This is a genomic window from Halorubrum aethiopicum, from assembly GCF_001542905.1.
In the GTDB taxonomy this organism is placed as follows: Archaea; Halobacteriota; Halobacteria; order Halobacteriales; family Haloferacaceae; genus Halorubrum; species Halorubrum aethiopicum.
Genome location: NZ_LOAJ01000001.1, coordinates 1862669 through 1877065, shown reverse-complemented (window position 1 = coordinate 1877065; position 14397 = coordinate 1862669). Strand labels below are relative to the sequence as shown.

Here is a 14397-nt window from a genome sequence, read left to right as displayed (position 1 = left end):
CGGCCATGACGGAGGGAGAGCCTGGTTCGGTCGACCCCGACGGTTCCGGCGACGACACGGTCCGGGTCGTCGTGATCGGACCCGACGACTCGGGCGACGCGAGCGAGGGCCGCGACCGGACCGTGCTCGCGGTCAAGCGGGGGCGGACGCTCCGCGACGCCCTGCTCGAGGCGGACCGCTCGCCGTACGCGGCCGCCACGGAACGGCTCAACTGCGGGGGCCGCGGGCTCTGTGCGACCTGCGGCGTGCGGATCCGGGAGGGACCCGCGCCGAGCCACTGGCACGACCGGCTCGCGGACCGGTTCGGCTACCCGCGGCTCTCCTGTCGGGTGGTCGTCGACCGGCCGATGACCGTCGAACTCGTCGACAAGCGGATCTGGGGCGGTCGCGAACGCTCCTCCCCGTGACCGCCGAGACCGGGCCGCCAGCGGGGAGAGCGGACTCCGATCCGACCCCCGACAACACCGGGTTTCCGATGAACTCGATCCCGCCGATCGCCGCTATCTCCGGGCGTGAGTCCGCCTCGACCGGAGTCAGGTCGTGTGAGCACAAGACACAAGACGCCGCGGACCGGATCCGTGGCCATGCAACCCTCCAAGGAGCGGGACGCGGAGGAGTCCGGAACCGCGCCGGACGGCGACCCGCTCGAGGACCTCGACGACCTCCTCGACGACGACCTCGCCGGCGGGGGATCCGCCGTTGACGACGGCTCGGCGGACGCGGAGGCGACCGCGGCCGGAGCGTCGACCGCCGCGTCCGGCTCCGGCGGGTCGGGTCGTGTCGGCGTCGACGGCCGCTGGTTCTCGCTCAAGACCTTCGCGGTCGCCGTCGTCGCCGTCGCGGCCGGCACCGTTCTCGCCGGGTTGGTCCCGCTCGTCGGCGGGACGATCGGTGCCGTGGCGGGCGTGCTGCTCGGGACGTTCCTCGTCGGCCTGCTTCTCTCCTCGCCCAACTACGTCGAGACGGGCCTCGCCGGCGCGCTCGCGGGCGGCGGTTCCGCCGTCTCGAGCGTGCTCGGCGTGGGGTTCCTCCCGATCGGGCTCGACTACCTCGGGCAGTGGGGGCTCCCGCTTCTCGCGGTCGGCGGGGGCGTGGGACTCCTCTGCGGGCTCGTCGGCCACTACTTCGGGCGCGACCTCCGGGCCGGCGTCACCGGCGACCTCCCGGAGTGAGTACGGGGAACGCGTTTCGGGGAGCCTCGCTCACGTCCGGAACCCGCGGTGCGTCGCAACGTAGGCGGCGATCTCGCGACGCTCCAGCGCGGCGAAGCCGGCGAGGATGGCGACGAACCCGAGGACCGCCTCGCCGCCGATCAGGTGCCCGAGCACGACCCAGCTCCCGACGGCGGCGACGACGGGCTCGACGTAGCTCACGAGGTGGAGCTGCGTCGGGCCGACGGCATCCAGAAGCGCGAAGTAAAGCAGGAACCCGACGATCCCCGAGAGGACGGTGAGGTACGCCAACGAGACGATCGAGGTCGCGTTCCACACGACCGCCGCCGGCGACTCGCCGGTGACGGCCGCCCCGCCGAAGAGCAGCCCCGCGCCGACCACCATCGCCCACCCCTGAAGCGCGGCGATCGGGAAATCGGTCCGAAGCGGGCGCAGGAGGACGGCCCCGACCGAGAAGGAGACCGCCGCGAGGAACACGAACGCGACGCCCAGAAGCTCCGGCGAGAGGACTCCGAACGCCCCCGATCCGCCTCCGGCCTCGACTCCTACGCCGCCGGGATCGGCGATCACGGCGACGCCGACCACGCCGAGGGCGAACCCGGCGATCTCGAAGGGACCGAGCCGCTCGCTCGGCAACAGGAGCGCGGCGAACGCGGCGGTCAACACCGGCGAGAGGCTGACGATCACGGCGGCGATCGCGCCCGAGACGTGAAGCTCGCCGACGTACAGCAGGCCGTGGTACGCCGCGATCACGAAGCCGCCGGCGACCCCGACGCCGAGCCACTCGTCGCGACCGCGGGGGACCCAGCGGTCAGAGACGACGGTCGCGTACGCCAACACGGCGACCCCGGCGAGCGCGTAGCGAACGCCCGCGAACAGCAGCGGCGGGAAGTACGCCAGGCCGGCCTCGATCGCGACGAACGAGCTTCCCCACAGCGCCGCGAGGAGCAGGAACGCGCCGACCGCGGCGATGGGAGACGAACGGAGAGATCCCGAGTACATTGGATACCGTATCGACTTTCTCGGATATATTTAAATTAATCTCTCGTAATACGCGCTATTTTGGATGATGGATCACGCATATGATGCTGGTTCAACATCGATCCGAATAGACCGGTGGATGTTGGAGTCGAATCCGAGTATGTAGGGCGAAATATATACGGATCCCTACCGCGAACGCGGGACATGGACGAGCGCGACGTGCGCCTGTTGAAGGCGATCGCGGACCTCGGCACCGGCAGCCCGGAGGCGCTTCACGAGGCGACCGACATCCCGGTGTCGACCATCCACTACCGGCTGAACAACCTCCGGGAGGCCGGCGTGATCGAGAACGATCTCTACGACTTCGATCACGAGGCGCTCGGGCTCGGCGTCACCGTCATCGTGGAGGTGCTCGCCGACTACGACGACTCCCACGAGGCGTTCGCGCAGCGACTCCTCGACATCGAGGGCGTCACGGAGGCGTTCTTCACGATGGGCGAGACCGACTTCGTCGTCATCGCGCGGCTCTCCTCGTCGGACACGGTCGAACGGCTGATCAGCGAGTTCGAGGCGATAGACGGGGTCGAGCGCACCAACTCGACGTTCACCATCTCGACCCTGCGCGACGAGTCGCGCGCCCCGGCGACCTACGATCTCGACACGCTGATCGAGGAGTTGACCGAGTGAACGGCCCCGGGCCGTCGAGTCCTACGACGGTCGACACGGATCGCGGAGTTCCGCGTTCGCTTCGGCCGTCGCAGTCGACCACCGAGAACGCCGCGTTCATCGGTGATCCCGGTCCTCCGCGTCTTCGCTGGCGACCGAATCCCGCCGGGAAACCCCGTTTGCGGAGCGAATCGCTAGACTGCGAGGGGTCGTTCTCGGAACTGATTGGTCGCAGGAGTTTTCGGGAGTTCGAGAAACGCGGAAGTGCCGAATCGACCGCCGTGGGCGGCCCTAGCGGCTGGTTTTGTTTGGCTGCGCTTCAAGCAATTTTCAGATGGGCGCTGCAGGATTTGAACCCGCGACAACTTGGTCCGAAGCCAAGCACTCTATCCAGACTGAGCTAAGCGCCCGTACTCCTCGCTACCTCGCTGACGGTTTTAAGTCCCGCGATCCGAACCGATCGGCTCCGAGGCCGTCGTCGTGGAACGTCGCGTTCGCCCCTCCTCGACGGGTCCGTCGTCTCGACCGATCTGACTCGGGCCCCCGACGGAGCGGCCACCGATCAAAAAGAATATTATCGGGACTGGAGATGTTTTCCGTAGTCGATGTATCCCGGTCGGAGACGGTCGTCGAACGAGCGGCCCGTGTCGATCCCCCCGCGATCGAGGTACACTCATGTATGATCTGACTCCCCACCTCGACGCGGAGGTGGAGCCGGGGACGAACCTGCTTCTCACCGGGCCTCCGCTCACCGGGAAGCGGTCGCTCGCGATGGACGTTCTCGCCGACGGGACCGAGCGGGGCGACGGTGCGATCGTCGTCACGACGAAGGACGGGGCGGATCGAGTGTTGAAAGACTACGCGAAGCGGACGCCCTACGAAGGAAAGCCCGTCGCCGTCGTCGACTGCGTCACCCGCCAGCAGGGAGCCGACGTCCGCGAGTCCGACCGGATCAAGTACGCGTCCTCGCCGGTCGACATGACGGGGATCGGGATCAAGCTCTCAGAGTTCCTCCAGGCGTTCGGCGACCGCGGGTTCGACCGGAACCGGATCATGGTCCACTCGCTGTCGACGCTTCTGATGTACTCGGACCTCCAGACGGTCTTCCGGTTTCTCCACGTGTTCACCGGCCGCGTCCAGAGCGTCGACGGTCTCGGGCTGTTCAGTATCGACTCGACGGCCCACGACGACCAGAGCCTGAACACCCTCAAACAGCTGTTCGACGGGATCGTGACGGTCTCCGAGGACGAGGAGATCGAGATCCGGCTGGCCTGACGCCGCCAGGGTTTACTATCCTCGTCGACCGACCTTCGCGTATGCCCATCACCGACGACGCGGGACTCGAGCGCGCGCTCTCGGCCGACACGATCGCCGTGATCGGCTGTTCGACGACCGAGGGGAAGGCGGCCCACGACGTGCCGGCGTACCTCCAGCGACACGGCTACCGGGTGATCCCGGTGAACCCGTTCGCGGACGAGGTGCTCGGCGAGCCGGCCTACGACGACCTCGCGGACGTCGAGGAGGCGGTCGACGTGGTGAACGTGTTCCGGCCGAGCGAGGAGGTGCCGGGGATCCTCGAGGCGGTCCGCGAGCGACACGCCGAGCGGGGCGACGCGGGGACCGCGTGGCTCCAACTCGGGATCAGCCACGACGAGGCGGCCGCCGCCGCGGAGGCCGACGGGGTCGACGTGATCCAGGACCGGTGTATGAAGGTGGAACACGGGCGGCTGATCGGGTGAGGCGAAGCAGCGAGCGCTCCTCCGAGCCGTGGCGCGCCGGTGAGCGGTCGCCGAAGGTGACCGCGAACCCGACCGCGAGGGACGCGGCGAGCGCTCGAAGAGCGTGAGCCGCGAGGCTGGGGAGGCGTGAGGTGCGGGCCGGGCGGGGCGGTTGCGGTCGGGTGGGACTCAACGGGGCAGTCGCCGGCGGCGTTGCCGCCGGCTGCCAGAGGCGCGTAACGCCTCGCTGCCGCGCGAACGACGGGGGGCACGTGGCTGGGGCTTTGGCGATGTTCACCGCGCCGACAACCACGGAAGAAACCGGGACGGCGTCGGGTCGTCAGTACGCCGCGTCCCACCGCGCCGCCTTCCGGCGGTTCTCGCAGTCGAGACACTCCACGGCGTCCATGGTGTCGATCGCGACGTTCGTCCCCTCGCAGTTCCCGCAGAAGTAGCCGTACCGCGTCTCGTGGTCTGCGTCGGCGTACGCGACGTAGAAGGGCGCTTTCGAGCCGCGGTCGCCCTCGTCGAAGGCGACGTACACCGTCTCGCCGTCGGCCGTCTCGTAGATCCCCTCCCGAAGGCCCCCCTCGCGGCCGATCCGCTTGCGGTAGAGCCGCTCCTCGAAGCGCTCGCCGCCGATATCGACGACGCGCTCGCCCGAGAGCTCGTACCCCTCGCGCTCGTAGAAGGCGGTGCCGGCCTCGTTGTCGACGAGGACCTTCCCCTCGATGCTGTCGACGTCGCGCTCGCGCAGTTCGGTCTCGACGCGCTCGAGCAGCGCCGAGCCGATCCCCGACTCGCGGTGGTCCGGGTGGACGTGGAGCCAGTCGATCTCGCCGACGCGCTCGCGGCGGTCGACGACGTAGCTCTCCGCGAACGCGACGACCGCGCCGTCGACGACGGCGACCGGGAAGACGGTGTCCGGATCGGTGACCGCGTCGTCCACGTCGTCGGCCCCGTACCAGTTCTCGACGGCCTCCGACAGCAGCGCCTCGTCGACGGCGTGGCCGTAGGAGGCGGTGAGCGACGCTAGCGCTACATCGCGGATCGACTCGACGTCCTCGGCGGTTGCGGCTCGCAGGTCCATACCGAAGCGTGTCTCCGCGACTACAAAAAGCTCCGCGCCGGAACGAGGCCCGGCGTCCGACTCACGGGCGTCGCCCTCGCCGTTCCCGCGCCGTCCTCACGAGATCGAGTAGGCGGCTGCGGCCATGAGCAGCATGGTCAACGCGAGCGCGAGCCCCATCAGGTACGTCAGCGAGGGGTTCTCCCAGCGCAGGTGCTGGAAGTACGCGACGATGAGGACCGTCTTGATGACCGAGAGGAGCATGGTTCCGGCGAACGCCTCCCAGTACGTGAAGCCGAAGAGCTCGACCTCGAAGAGAACGAAGTTCAGGATCGCCGCGACCAGGAGCGCGACGTATATCGCCGAGTACAGTTTGACGGAGTCGGACGACATTTCTTGAGAGGACCTTCGTCCGCGTGCTTAAAGAACTAACCATCTGGGGGGGCACGGTCGGCGTCGTCGGCGACGACCGGCCGGGCCGACGGCCCGAAACGCATTTCCCCGCGACGCGCGGATCCTCCGTCGATCCGCCGAGGAACACCGTGGACCCGCTCGACCCCGACGACGACCTGCTCGAATCGCTCTACGTGGTGAACAAGGTCGCGAAGCGGCTCGCCGACGAGGCGACCGCCGCCTACGACCGCGGCGACGTCACCGAGAGCAACGTCGCTTCCGCCCGCAAGGACGCGCTGTACCGGACGAAAACGGAGGTGCTGAACCGGATCGTCGCCGGCGACCCGGAGGCCGTGACCGGCGAGTACCACGCGGTCCACGGCGACGTCTGGCTGCTCGTCACGGTGAACGGGTGGGAGTTCCACCAGCCCCCCTACGCGTTCGGGAGCGACCTCACGGACCGGATCGAGACCGCGAACTCGGCGGCGGAGCCGCGGGACGTGCCGTACGTCCGCGACGCCAGCGTCGAGCGGTCGGACCGCTCGCTCGAGGAGGCCCTCCGAGAGCTCGCGGACCGCGGCGTCGACGCCAACGACCACCTCGCGCGGCCGACGATAAGCGGGGAGCGCGACCAGCTCGTCGACGTGCGGTGGGCGTTCCTGCGGTAGGTGTCCGAAAGAACGACGTCTACTCCGGCGTCGGCACGCCCGTCTCGAGCTCCGGAAGCCCCGCCTCGATCTCCTCGCGGCGGTCCTCCAGCCAGTCGGGCAAGACGAGCCGCTCGCCGAGCGACGAGCGCGGCTCGTCGACGTCGTAGCCGGGCTCGGCCGTCGCGAACTCGAAGAGCACGCCGCCGCGGGTGCGGGCGTACACCGACCGGAACCACTTGCGGTCGATCACCTGGCTCGGGCGGAGCCCGTGTTCCCGGAGGAGCGTCCGCCACGCCTCCTGTTCCGCGTCCGTGACGCGGTACGCGACGTGGTGGACGGTCCCCGCGCCCGGAGTCCCCTGCGGGGTCGCCGGGTCCGTCACCACGTCGACGACGAAGCCGCGGTTGCCGTCGGCCTCGAACCGGCGTCGGTGGCCCGCTTCGTCGCCGTCGGTCTCCTCGTACCCCATCGCCTCCAGGAGGTCCACGGTGGCGTCGGCGTCGGAGAGCGAGAGTTCGACCGAGAAGAACCCGCGGATCGCGTGTTCGGCGGGAACGGGACCCGCCGGCGGATCCCCGGCCGGAGCGTCCTCGCGGCCGACGATCTCGAACGGGAGCCCGTCGGGGTCGGCGAAGGCGACGACCGCGTCGCCGAACCGCTCTCGCCTCTCGACGTCCACGCCGCGCTCCGCGAGCCGCTCGGCCCAGTAGTCGACGGAGTCCGCCGGCACCGTGAACGACACCGTCGAGGCCTGGCCGGTCCCGACGCGGCCGGGCCGGGCCCCGACGTACGGAAAGAAGGTCATGCTCGTCCCCGGCGAACCGGCGTCGTCGGCGTAGAACAGGTGATACACGCCCACGTCGTCCTGGTTGACGCTCCGCTTGACGAGTCGGAGTCCGAGCGTCTCGGTGTAGAAGGCGTGGTTGGCGTTCGGGTCGCCGGCGATCGCGGTCACGTGGTGGATCCCGGGCGTCTCGAGGTGTTGACTCATGCCCGAGGGTACGCGCCCGAGGTACTTGTACACGCGCGGACGGGCGGGGAACCGGCTGACGCCGGTGTTACTCGACGACCTGACGCCGGTGTTACTCGACGACCTCGACCGCGCCGTGCATCCCGTTGGCCTGGTGTGGAGTACAGTAGTACAGCTGGATCCCCGCCTCCTCGAACGTCTGCTCGAAGGTCGTGCCCTCCTCGGCGACCGCGTCGCCGCTGTCGAAGGAGGCGTCGGAGCTCTCCGCGGAGGCGACGTTGTGTGCGCCGCCCTCCCCGGTCCACTCCCAGACGACCGTCGTTCCGGCGTCGATCCGGATCGCGGCGGGGTCGAACGCGAACCCCACGTCGCCGGCACCCACGTCGACGACGACCTCGTCCTCGCCGGTGTAGTCGGCGATCGTCCCCTCGTACAGGCGCGCCTCGTTCTCGGTGAGGTAGTCGTCGATCGCGCTCGGCACGTCGTCGGCCGGTTCGCCGGCGGAGCCGTCTCCGCCGCCGCTGCCGCCGTCCCCTCCGCTCCCGCCGCCACCGCCCGAACAGCCCGCGAGCGCGCCGGTGGTCAGGGCCGCACCGGTTCCGACGACGTACCGCCGTCTGGACAGTCTTCGTGTCATCGGCCGATCGTAGGGCCCGAGGACATACAAACCCCTTGATACCCCCCACTTCGTGAGAACGCACTCCTCGACATCTATCACATGATTGTAATATGTATCGCGAACGGAGGGATCGACCGACTCCGCCCGCGAACGCGGTCGTCCGCGAACCGAAGCGGACGCTTAAGCGTCGCCGCCCCCTGAGCCGATCCATGCGGGAGAACGACCTGGCGGCGCGGATCGTCGACCACTACGAGGCCGCCCACGACGACCCGGAGATCCGGCTCGAGGAGCCGTACGACGCGGAGGGGCGTCGCGGGGTCGTCGACGTCCACGTCCGGCTGCGAACGCCCGAACCGGTCGACCACGCCATCGAGCTCAAATCCGACGCCGCCGTCCGCCGCGCCACCGGGGCGAACGAGGTCCTCAGGCAGTACCGTCGGATGGAGCGGTACTTCCACGCGGACGAGGCCCACCGGCTCCGCCCGAAGCTCGGCCGGTCCGGTCCGGGCGCGTGCTACCTCCTGTTTTTCGCGCCGACGCCGACCTGCGTCCACCACGTCGCGACCCACCGCACCCTGTACGCCTCCGTCGAACCGACCGGGAGCGTCGGCGACGTGCCGACCGCCCGAACCGTCGGCTTTCTCACCGGCCTCGACGGCGACCCGGCCGACCTGGGATACCTCTCCGTCAACGGCGAGGCGTCGTTCGGCTCCCCGGCGTTCCTCGCGTCGGTCCCGGAGGGATCGCGGCTCGCCGAGAGCCTGCGTGCCGTCGACGACGACGTCGTCGCCTTCGGGGACGGGTCGGATACCGACGACTGACGCCGTCGGCGGAGCGTCGGTCCGGGCCTAGAGGCCGAGCTCCCGACCGAGCACGACGTGTTGGATCTCGCTCGTTCCCTCGCCGATCTCCATCAGCTTCGCGTCCCGGTAGAACCGCTGGGGCGCGAAGTCGGTGGTGTAGCCGTAGCCGCCGAGCGTCTGGACCGCCTCCTCCGCGACCTCGCGGGCGGCCTCGCTGGCGTCGAGCTTCGCGAGCGCGGACGCCTTCGTGACGGGGTCGCCCGCGTCGTACCGCGTCGCCGCCTTGTGGGTCAACAGCCGCGCGCGCTCGATCTGGCGGTACATGTGGACGATCTTGTCGCGGATCGCGTCGAACTCCGCGATCGGCTTCCCGAACTGCTCGCGCTCGCCCGCGTACTCCTTGGCGGCCTCGTAGGCCCCCTGCGCGAGCCCGACCGACAGCGCAGCGATGGAGATCCGCCCGCCGTCGAGGGTCTTCATCGTCTGTGCCCACCCCTCGCCCTCCTCGCCGAGCAGGCGGTCGGCCGGGAGGCGGAGGTCGTCGAACCGGATCTCGCAGGTGGGCGAGCAGTTCAGCCCCATCTTCTCCCAGACGGTCGTCACCTCGAAGCCGTCGTCGGGGTCGACGATGAACGTGGAGATGCCGTCGTAGCCGGCGTCGGGGTCGGTGACCGCCTTCACTAACACCGAGTTCGCGACGCTCGCGTTCGTGATGAACTGTTTCGTCCCGTTCAGGACGTACTCGTCCGCGTCGGGGTCGTACTCGGCGGTCGTCCGCATGTTCGAGGCGTCAGAACCGCTCTCCGGCTCCGTCAGCGCCCACGCGCCGATCCCGTCGCCCTCCGCCAGCGGGCGCAGCCACTCCTCCTTCTGGGCCTCGGTCCCGAACGCCTCGATCGGCTTCGCGCCGAGGGAGGTGTGCGCCGCGTAGGAGAGCCCGATCCCGCCGGAGACGCGGCCCAGCTCCTCGGTCACCAGCGCGTACGTGAGCTGGTCGCCGCCGAGCCCGCCGTACGCCTCGCTCACGGGAACCCCCATCACGTCGAGGTCGGCGAGCGACGCGAACACCTCCTCGGGGAACCGGTGCTCGTCCTCGATCTCCTGGGCGATCGGACGGATCTCGGACTCGCAGAACTCCCTGACGGTGTCCCTGATCATCCGATGTTCCGGGGACGGCTCGAACTCCATGACGGGGGAGTTCTCCCGCCGCGAGCATAAACGACACGACGGTCACGATCGATCGACTCGTTTCGGGCCGGTTCGGTTTCGGGCCGGTTCGGTTTCGGACCGGTTCGGGATCCCTCGCGATCCCGTGCTCGCGATCCGTGATGCTCGTGCTCGCGATCCTTTATCAGCCGCGGGCGCGTGGACCGAAGCGTATGGAGTTCCGCCGACTCGTCCGTGGGACCGCGAGCTGGCCCGAGCTGGAGCGGGTCGTCCGCGAGTTGGCGGACCGCTACGACCGCGAGAGCGTGCGCGTCGAGTTCCTCGACGCCGACAACTGGCTGTCGATCCCGTTCGTGCTCGACGACGACCTCTTCGTGAAGGTGATCACGAGACAGAACACGCTCGTCCACACGCTCTTCACCACCGGACGCAACCTCGGGGCCTTCTCCGCCGGCACCGAGGGCTTCTTCGAGCGCCACGAGACGCCCTACGAGATGGCCCGTCACGAGCTCGAGGCCACCCGGAGGGTCCGGGAGATCGGCGTGAACGCGCCCGAGCCGATCGAGGCGTTCGAGGTGGACGAGTTCGGCGTCCTCGTGTTGGAGTACCTCCCCGAGTTCCGCACGCTGGACGAGGTCGACCACGAGCGGGAGCGCGAGCTCGCGCCGGAGCTCTTCGCCACCCTGCGGCGGATCCACGACGCCGGGCTCGCACACGGCGACGTGCGCGCGGAGAACGTCCTGGTGCTCGACGGGGAGATATACGTGATCGACGCGACGAACGTGAGCGAGGACGGCCGGGAGGACGCCCGCTCGTACGACCTCGCGAGTACGCTCGCCGCGCTGGAACCCCTCATCGGCGCGCCGGCGGCGATCGACGCCGCGCTCGCGAGCTACGACCCCGTGGAACTGCTCGCGGCCCGCCGCTTTCTGGACTTCGTCGCGATCCGGCCGGACCACGACTTCGACGCCGCCGAGCTCAAAGGCGAGATCGAAAAGCGCGCTACCGCGCACCGCGAGACCGGGCGGACGCGGAGCGGCACGGCGGACTCCGAGGGGGAGATCCCCTCCGGGGCCGACGGGTCGACGTAGTCGGAGGGCGCGCCGACCGGGTCGTCGACGCGGCGGTCGCCCGGCACCCGACGTCGACGACGGTCACCCCTCGAGCGACTCCCGCACCGCGTCCGCGACGCGCTCGAGCGGCGGACCGCTCAGCGGGGAGGCGGCGACGACCCGCTCGCGCGGGCGACCGATCGGCCGGGCGACCCGCTCGGTCTCGACGAGACCGGCGTCGATCAGCCGGCGCTTGATCCGGGTGAACGTCGAGGGGCTCCCCAGGCCGGCGTCCTCGCAGGCGCGCCTGAGGATGCGGTCCTGCGCGCCGTGGCGCGCGCCGACGGCGTACGCGCGGATCCGCGGGCCGACCGGATCGCTCGCGGCGAGAGCGGGGCCCGGATCGAGCAGGCGGACGACGTCGGCGGCGACCGCCTCCCCGAACCGCTCCTCGAAGGCGGCGTACACGCGACGCCGGCTCGGCGTGCGGATCCGATAGGGATCGGCGCTCGCGACGATCCCCTCGTACCGCTCCCGGAGCGTCGGGTCGTCGCCGACGCGACGCCACCGCGCGTCCCCCTCGCCGGCGACGCCCACGAGGACGCAGCCGGCCCCGTCGCCGGCGAGGAGCGCGTTCGGCTGGGGCTCCGCGAGCGTCAGGAGATCGAACACGTCCGCGTCGCAGAGCGCCGCGAGACGGCTCGCGGGGCGGAACCCGCTCGCGACCGACTCGAACGCGGCGGAGGTGGCGAGCACGGAGATCGGGGGGAGATCGGTCGCCGCCGCGGCCGCTTCCGGGTCGCGATCGCTCGATCCGTCGGCGACGGAGCGGAGCGCGGGGAGGTCCGGGTCGACGAGGGCCGGAGCCGCCTCGCGATACGCCTCGACGACCGCGGAGAGCAGCGGCGGTTCGGGATCGACGAGCAGGGGGTCCGCGAACGACCCGATCGACAGCGACCCGTCCGCGATCGGGATCGCCGGGTCGGAGGGCATGGCCCACGGTTCGCGGCGGCCGGATTAAACGCGGCGGTGCGGGGATCCGGCGATGTGGGGGATCGTGGTGGTGTGGGGAATCGCGACCGTTCGGGGAGTCGCGGCGGTTCGGAGGGTCACAGCGGTTCGGGGAGTCGCGCCGACGCCGCTACCCCTGGACGTAGACGGCGCCCTTCATCCCCACCGCCTCGTGGGGCGTACAGACGTACGTGTGGACGCCGGACTCCTCGAAGGTGTACTCGAAGGTGTGGCCGGACTCGCTGACTGTCTCGCTCTCGAAGGCACCGTCGGCGTGTGAGACGTTGTGCCCGCCGCCCTCGCCGGTCCACTCCCAGACCACGGTCGTGCCGGGCGCGACCGCCACCGCGGCCGGACCGAACGAGAGGCCGTCCGCCGCCCCGACCTCGACGGTCACCTCGTCGGCGCCGGTCCGGTCCACGGTGCCCTCGTAGTTGCTCACCCCGTCGAACCAGCCGTCGTAGTTCGGCTCCTCCGAGAGGTACTCGGCGTCCCCGCCGCCGGAGTCGCCCCCGCCGTCACCGCCGGAGCCGCCGCTTCCCTCCGAGCCGCTCCCGCCGTCACCGCCAGCCCCGTCGCCCCCGTCACCTCCGCCGTCTCCGCCGGAATCGCTGGTGGCTCCGCCGCCGGAACAGCCCGCGAGAAGCGTCGAGACGCCGATCGCCGCGGTGGTTCCGATGAACGTCCGCCGGTCGAGTCTGTCTCGGGTCATGCGGTCCCGGGTAGGAGTTGCGGGGAGATACCCCCCGTGAACGTTCCCGCGAGCTGGGGCGGCGGACCGAACTGTTCGGGTCGCCGGCATAAGGGACCGGGAGGGGCGGAACGCGGTGAACGACAAACGGCGTTCGAATTCCCGAGAGTTTGCGAACGTCTATCACGGATCCGACGGAACCGCCGGACATGGAGTTTCGGCTGACGGACGAGCAACGGCAGCTTCGGGAGGAGGTTCGTCGGTTCGCGGACGAGGAGATCCGGCCGGTCGCGACGGAGCACGACGTCGAGGAGTCGTACCCTCACGAGGTGATGGAGAAGGCCGCGGAGATGGGGCTTCTCGCGCCGCACGTCCCCGTCGAGTACGGCGGCGTCGGCTACTCCGCGCTGGAGAACGCGATCCTCACCGAGGAGCTGTTCGCCGCCGACCCCGGTATCGGCCTCTGCGTCTCCAGCGCCGGGTTCGGCGCGGAGGCGCTGATGGAGTTCGGCACGGACGAACAGAAGGAGCGCGTCCTCCCCGAGGTGACCGCCGGCGACGCGGTGATGGGGTCGGCCATCTCGGAGCCGCAGGCGGGTTCGGACGTCACGGCGGTCGCGACCCGCGCTCGAAAGGACGGCGACGAGTGGGTGATAAACGGTTCGAAGATGTGGATCACGAACGGCACCGTCGCGGACTACTTCGTCGTCGTCTGCGAGACCGATCCGGAGGTCGACGACCGGTACGCGGGGTACTCGCAGATCCTCGTCGAGGCCGACCGCGACGGGCTCACTCGCGAGAAGATCACCGGGAAACTCGGCATCCGCGCGAGCGACACCGCCGAGCTCCGCTTCGACGACGTGCGTGTCCCGGAGGAGAACCTGGTCGGCCAGCGCGGGATGGGATTCCTCCAGCTCATGCAGTTCTTCGACGAGACTCGCACCGCGGTCGCCGCGCAGGGCGTCGGGATCGCCCGCGGCGCGGCCGAGCGCGCCCTGGCGTACGCCGAGGAGCGCGAGCAGTTCGGCCGCCCCATCTCCGACTTCCAGGCGATCAAACACAAGCTCGCGGAGATACACACGAACGCCGAGGCCGCCCGCTGGCTCACCTACCGCTCGGCGTGGGCGGTCGACAACGAGGCCGGCGAGTTGACCGCGCTCGCGTCGATGGCCAAGGAGTTCGCCTCGCGCGTGGCCGTCGACGCCGCCGACGAGGCGGTCCAGATCCACGGCGGGGCCGGCTTCGTCAACGACCACGACGTCGAGCGGCTCTACCGCGACGCGAAGATCACCCAGATATACGAGGGAACCACGGAGATCCAGAAGAACATCGTCGCCCGCGAACTGCTCGACGAGGGGTTCTGAGGCGTCCCTCCGACCGACGGTGCCGAATCCCTTCCCCACCTCCGACGGCGGTCCCGGATCGGTACCTAAAA

The 14397-nt window shown here is 70.0% G+C and carries 16 protein-coding genes, 1 tRNA gene and 1 pseudogene; 9 read left to right on the top strand and 9 right to left on the bottom strand.

All coding sequences use genetic code 11. The annotated features are described in order from the left end of the window. Nucleotides 1-5 precede the first annotated feature (5 nt). Together AXA68_RS08845 and AXA68_RS08840 are read left to right on the top strand one after the other, a co-directional pair. Nucleotides 6-407 (top strand): 2Fe-2S iron-sulfur cluster-binding protein, encoded by a 402-nt coding sequence (locus tag AXA68_RS08845; RefSeq protein WP_066415503.1) that lies wholly within the window; start codon nucleotides 6-8, stop codon nucleotides 405-407. Between the two features lie 177 nt (nucleotides 408-584). After that, nucleotides 585-1172, top strand: coding sequence for a hypothetical protein (locus AXA68_RS08840; RefSeq protein WP_066415501.1), 588 nt, complete (start codon nucleotides 585-587; stop codon nucleotides 1170-1172). Between the two features lie 30 nt (nucleotides 1173-1202). Here AXA68_RS08840 and AXA68_RS08835 read toward each other — a convergent pair whose 3' ends face one another. Beyond that, the gene (locus AXA68_RS08835) at nucleotides 1203-2174 is read right to left on the bottom strand and encodes a DMT family transporter (RefSeq protein ID WP_066415499.1); all 972 of its coding nucleotides are present in this window, start codon (nucleotides 2172-2174) and stop codon (nucleotides 1203-1205) included. A gap of 183 nt (nucleotides 2175-2357) precedes the next feature. On the opposite strand from AXA68_RS08835, the gene AXA68_RS08830 reads away from it, so the two are divergent. Continuing rightward, nucleotides 2358-2840: an Lrp/AsnC family transcriptional regulator gene (locus tag AXA68_RS08830; RefSeq protein ID WP_066415497.1), complete on the top strand. Its 483-nt coding sequence runs from the start codon at nucleotides 2358-2360 to the stop codon at nucleotides 2838-2840. A gap of 314 nt (nucleotides 2841-3154) precedes the next feature. Here AXA68_RS08830 and AXA68_RS08825 read toward each other — a convergent pair. Continuing rightward, nucleotides 3155-3229 (bottom strand) — tRNA-Arg (locus tag AXA68_RS08825). Nucleotides 3230-3494: 265 nt separating this feature from the next. Between AXA68_RS08825 and AXA68_RS08820 the strand changes: the two genes are divergently transcribed. Both AXA68_RS08820 and AXA68_RS08815 read left to right on the top strand, forming a co-directional pair. Continuing rightward, nucleotides 3495-4094 carry an RAD55 family ATPase gene (locus AXA68_RS08820; protein WP_066415489.1) on the top strand — a complete coding sequence of 200 codons (600 nt, stop codon included), beginning with the start codon at nucleotides 3495-3497 and terminating at the stop codon, nucleotides 4092-4094. A 41-nt stretch (nucleotides 4095-4135) separates the two neighbouring features. After that, complete coding sequence (locus AXA68_RS08815) at nucleotides 4136-4558, top strand: CoA-binding protein (protein ID WP_066415487.1); 423 nt, start codon at nucleotides 4136-4138, stop codon at nucleotides 4556-4558. 319 nt (nucleotides 4559-4877) lie between these two features. Here AXA68_RS08815 and AXA68_RS08810 read toward each other — a convergent pair whose 3' ends face one another. Both AXA68_RS08810 and AXA68_RS08805 read right to left on the bottom strand, forming a co-directional pair. Continuing rightward, nucleotides 4878-5627 (bottom strand): GNAT family N-acetyltransferase, encoded by a 750-nt coding sequence (locus AXA68_RS08810; protein WP_066415485.1) that lies wholly within the window; start codon nucleotides 5625-5627, stop codon nucleotides 4878-4880. A 96-nt stretch (nucleotides 5628-5723) separates the two neighbouring features. Continuing rightward, on the bottom strand, nucleotides 5724-5999 hold the full coding sequence (locus AXA68_RS08805) for a cytochrome C oxidase subunit IV family protein (RefSeq protein ID WP_066415483.1): 276 nt from the start codon (nucleotides 5997-5999) through the stop codon (nucleotides 5724-5726). 149 nt (nucleotides 6000-6148) lie between these two features. On the opposite strand from AXA68_RS08805, the gene AXA68_RS08800 reads away from it, so the two are divergent. Next, nucleotides 6149-6667 carry a hypothetical protein gene (locus AXA68_RS08800; RefSeq protein ID WP_066418482.1) on the top strand — a complete coding sequence of 173 codons (519 nt, stop codon included), beginning with the start codon at nucleotides 6149-6151 and terminating at the stop codon, nucleotides 6665-6667. A 19-nt stretch (nucleotides 6668-6686) separates the two neighbouring features. Here AXA68_RS08800 and AXA68_RS08795 read toward each other — a convergent pair whose 3' ends face one another. Together AXA68_RS08795 and AXA68_RS08790 are read right to left on the bottom strand one after the other, a co-directional pair. After that, the gene (locus AXA68_RS08795) at nucleotides 6687-7640 is read right to left on the bottom strand and encodes a VOC family protein (protein WP_066415474.1); all 954 of its coding nucleotides are present in this window, start codon (nucleotides 7638-7640) and stop codon (nucleotides 6687-6689) included. A gap of 91 nt (nucleotides 7641-7731) precedes the next feature. Further along, nucleotides 7732-8256: a halocyanin domain-containing protein gene (locus tag AXA68_RS08790; RefSeq protein WP_066415472.1), complete on the bottom strand. Its 525-nt coding sequence runs from the start codon at nucleotides 8254-8256 to the stop codon at nucleotides 7732-7734. 191 nt (nucleotides 8257-8447) lie between these two features. On the opposite strand from AXA68_RS08790, the gene AXA68_RS08785 reads away from it, so the two are divergent. Then, nucleotides 8448-9059: a hypothetical protein gene (locus tag AXA68_RS08785; protein WP_066415470.1), complete on the top strand. Its 612-nt coding sequence runs from the start codon at nucleotides 8448-8450 to the stop codon at nucleotides 9057-9059. A 27-nt stretch (nucleotides 9060-9086) separates the two neighbouring features. Here AXA68_RS08785 and AXA68_RS08780 read toward each other — a convergent pair whose 3' ends face one another. Further along, nucleotides 9087-10229: an acyl-CoA dehydrogenase family protein gene (locus AXA68_RS08780; RefSeq protein ID WP_066415469.1), complete on the bottom strand. Its 1143-nt coding sequence runs from the start codon at nucleotides 10227-10229 to the stop codon at nucleotides 9087-9089. A gap of 191 nt (nucleotides 10230-10420) precedes the next feature. Here AXA68_RS08780 and AXA68_RS08775 point away from each other — a divergent pair. Further along, nucleotides 10421-11212: pseudogene (locus AXA68_RS08775) on the top strand (RIO1 family regulatory kinase/ATPase domain-containing protein); the annotation flags it as partial. Nucleotides 11213-11362: 150 nt separating this feature from the next. On the opposite strand, the gene AXA68_RS08770 reads toward AXA68_RS08775, so the two are convergent. Together AXA68_RS08770 and AXA68_RS08765 are read right to left on the bottom strand one after the other, a co-directional pair. Beyond that, nucleotides 11363-12253 (bottom strand): transcriptional regulator TbsP domain-containing protein, encoded by an 891-nt coding sequence (locus AXA68_RS08770; RefSeq protein ID WP_066415467.1) that lies wholly within the window; start codon nucleotides 12251-12253, stop codon nucleotides 11363-11365. 148 nt (nucleotides 12254-12401) lie between these two features. Further along, nucleotides 12402-12983 carry a halocyanin domain-containing protein gene (locus tag AXA68_RS08765; protein ID WP_066415464.1) on the bottom strand — a complete coding sequence of 194 codons (582 nt, stop codon included), beginning with the start codon at nucleotides 12981-12983 and terminating at the stop codon, nucleotides 12402-12404. A gap of 188 nt (nucleotides 12984-13171) precedes the next feature. Here AXA68_RS08765 and AXA68_RS08760 point away from each other — a divergent pair, with 188 nt between their 5' ends. Then, a complete protein-coding gene (locus AXA68_RS08760) occupies nucleotides 13172-14326 on the top strand; it encodes an acyl-CoA dehydrogenase family protein (RefSeq protein WP_066415461.1) in 1155 nt (384 codons plus the stop codon). Nucleotides 14327-14397: the final 71 nt, after the last annotated feature.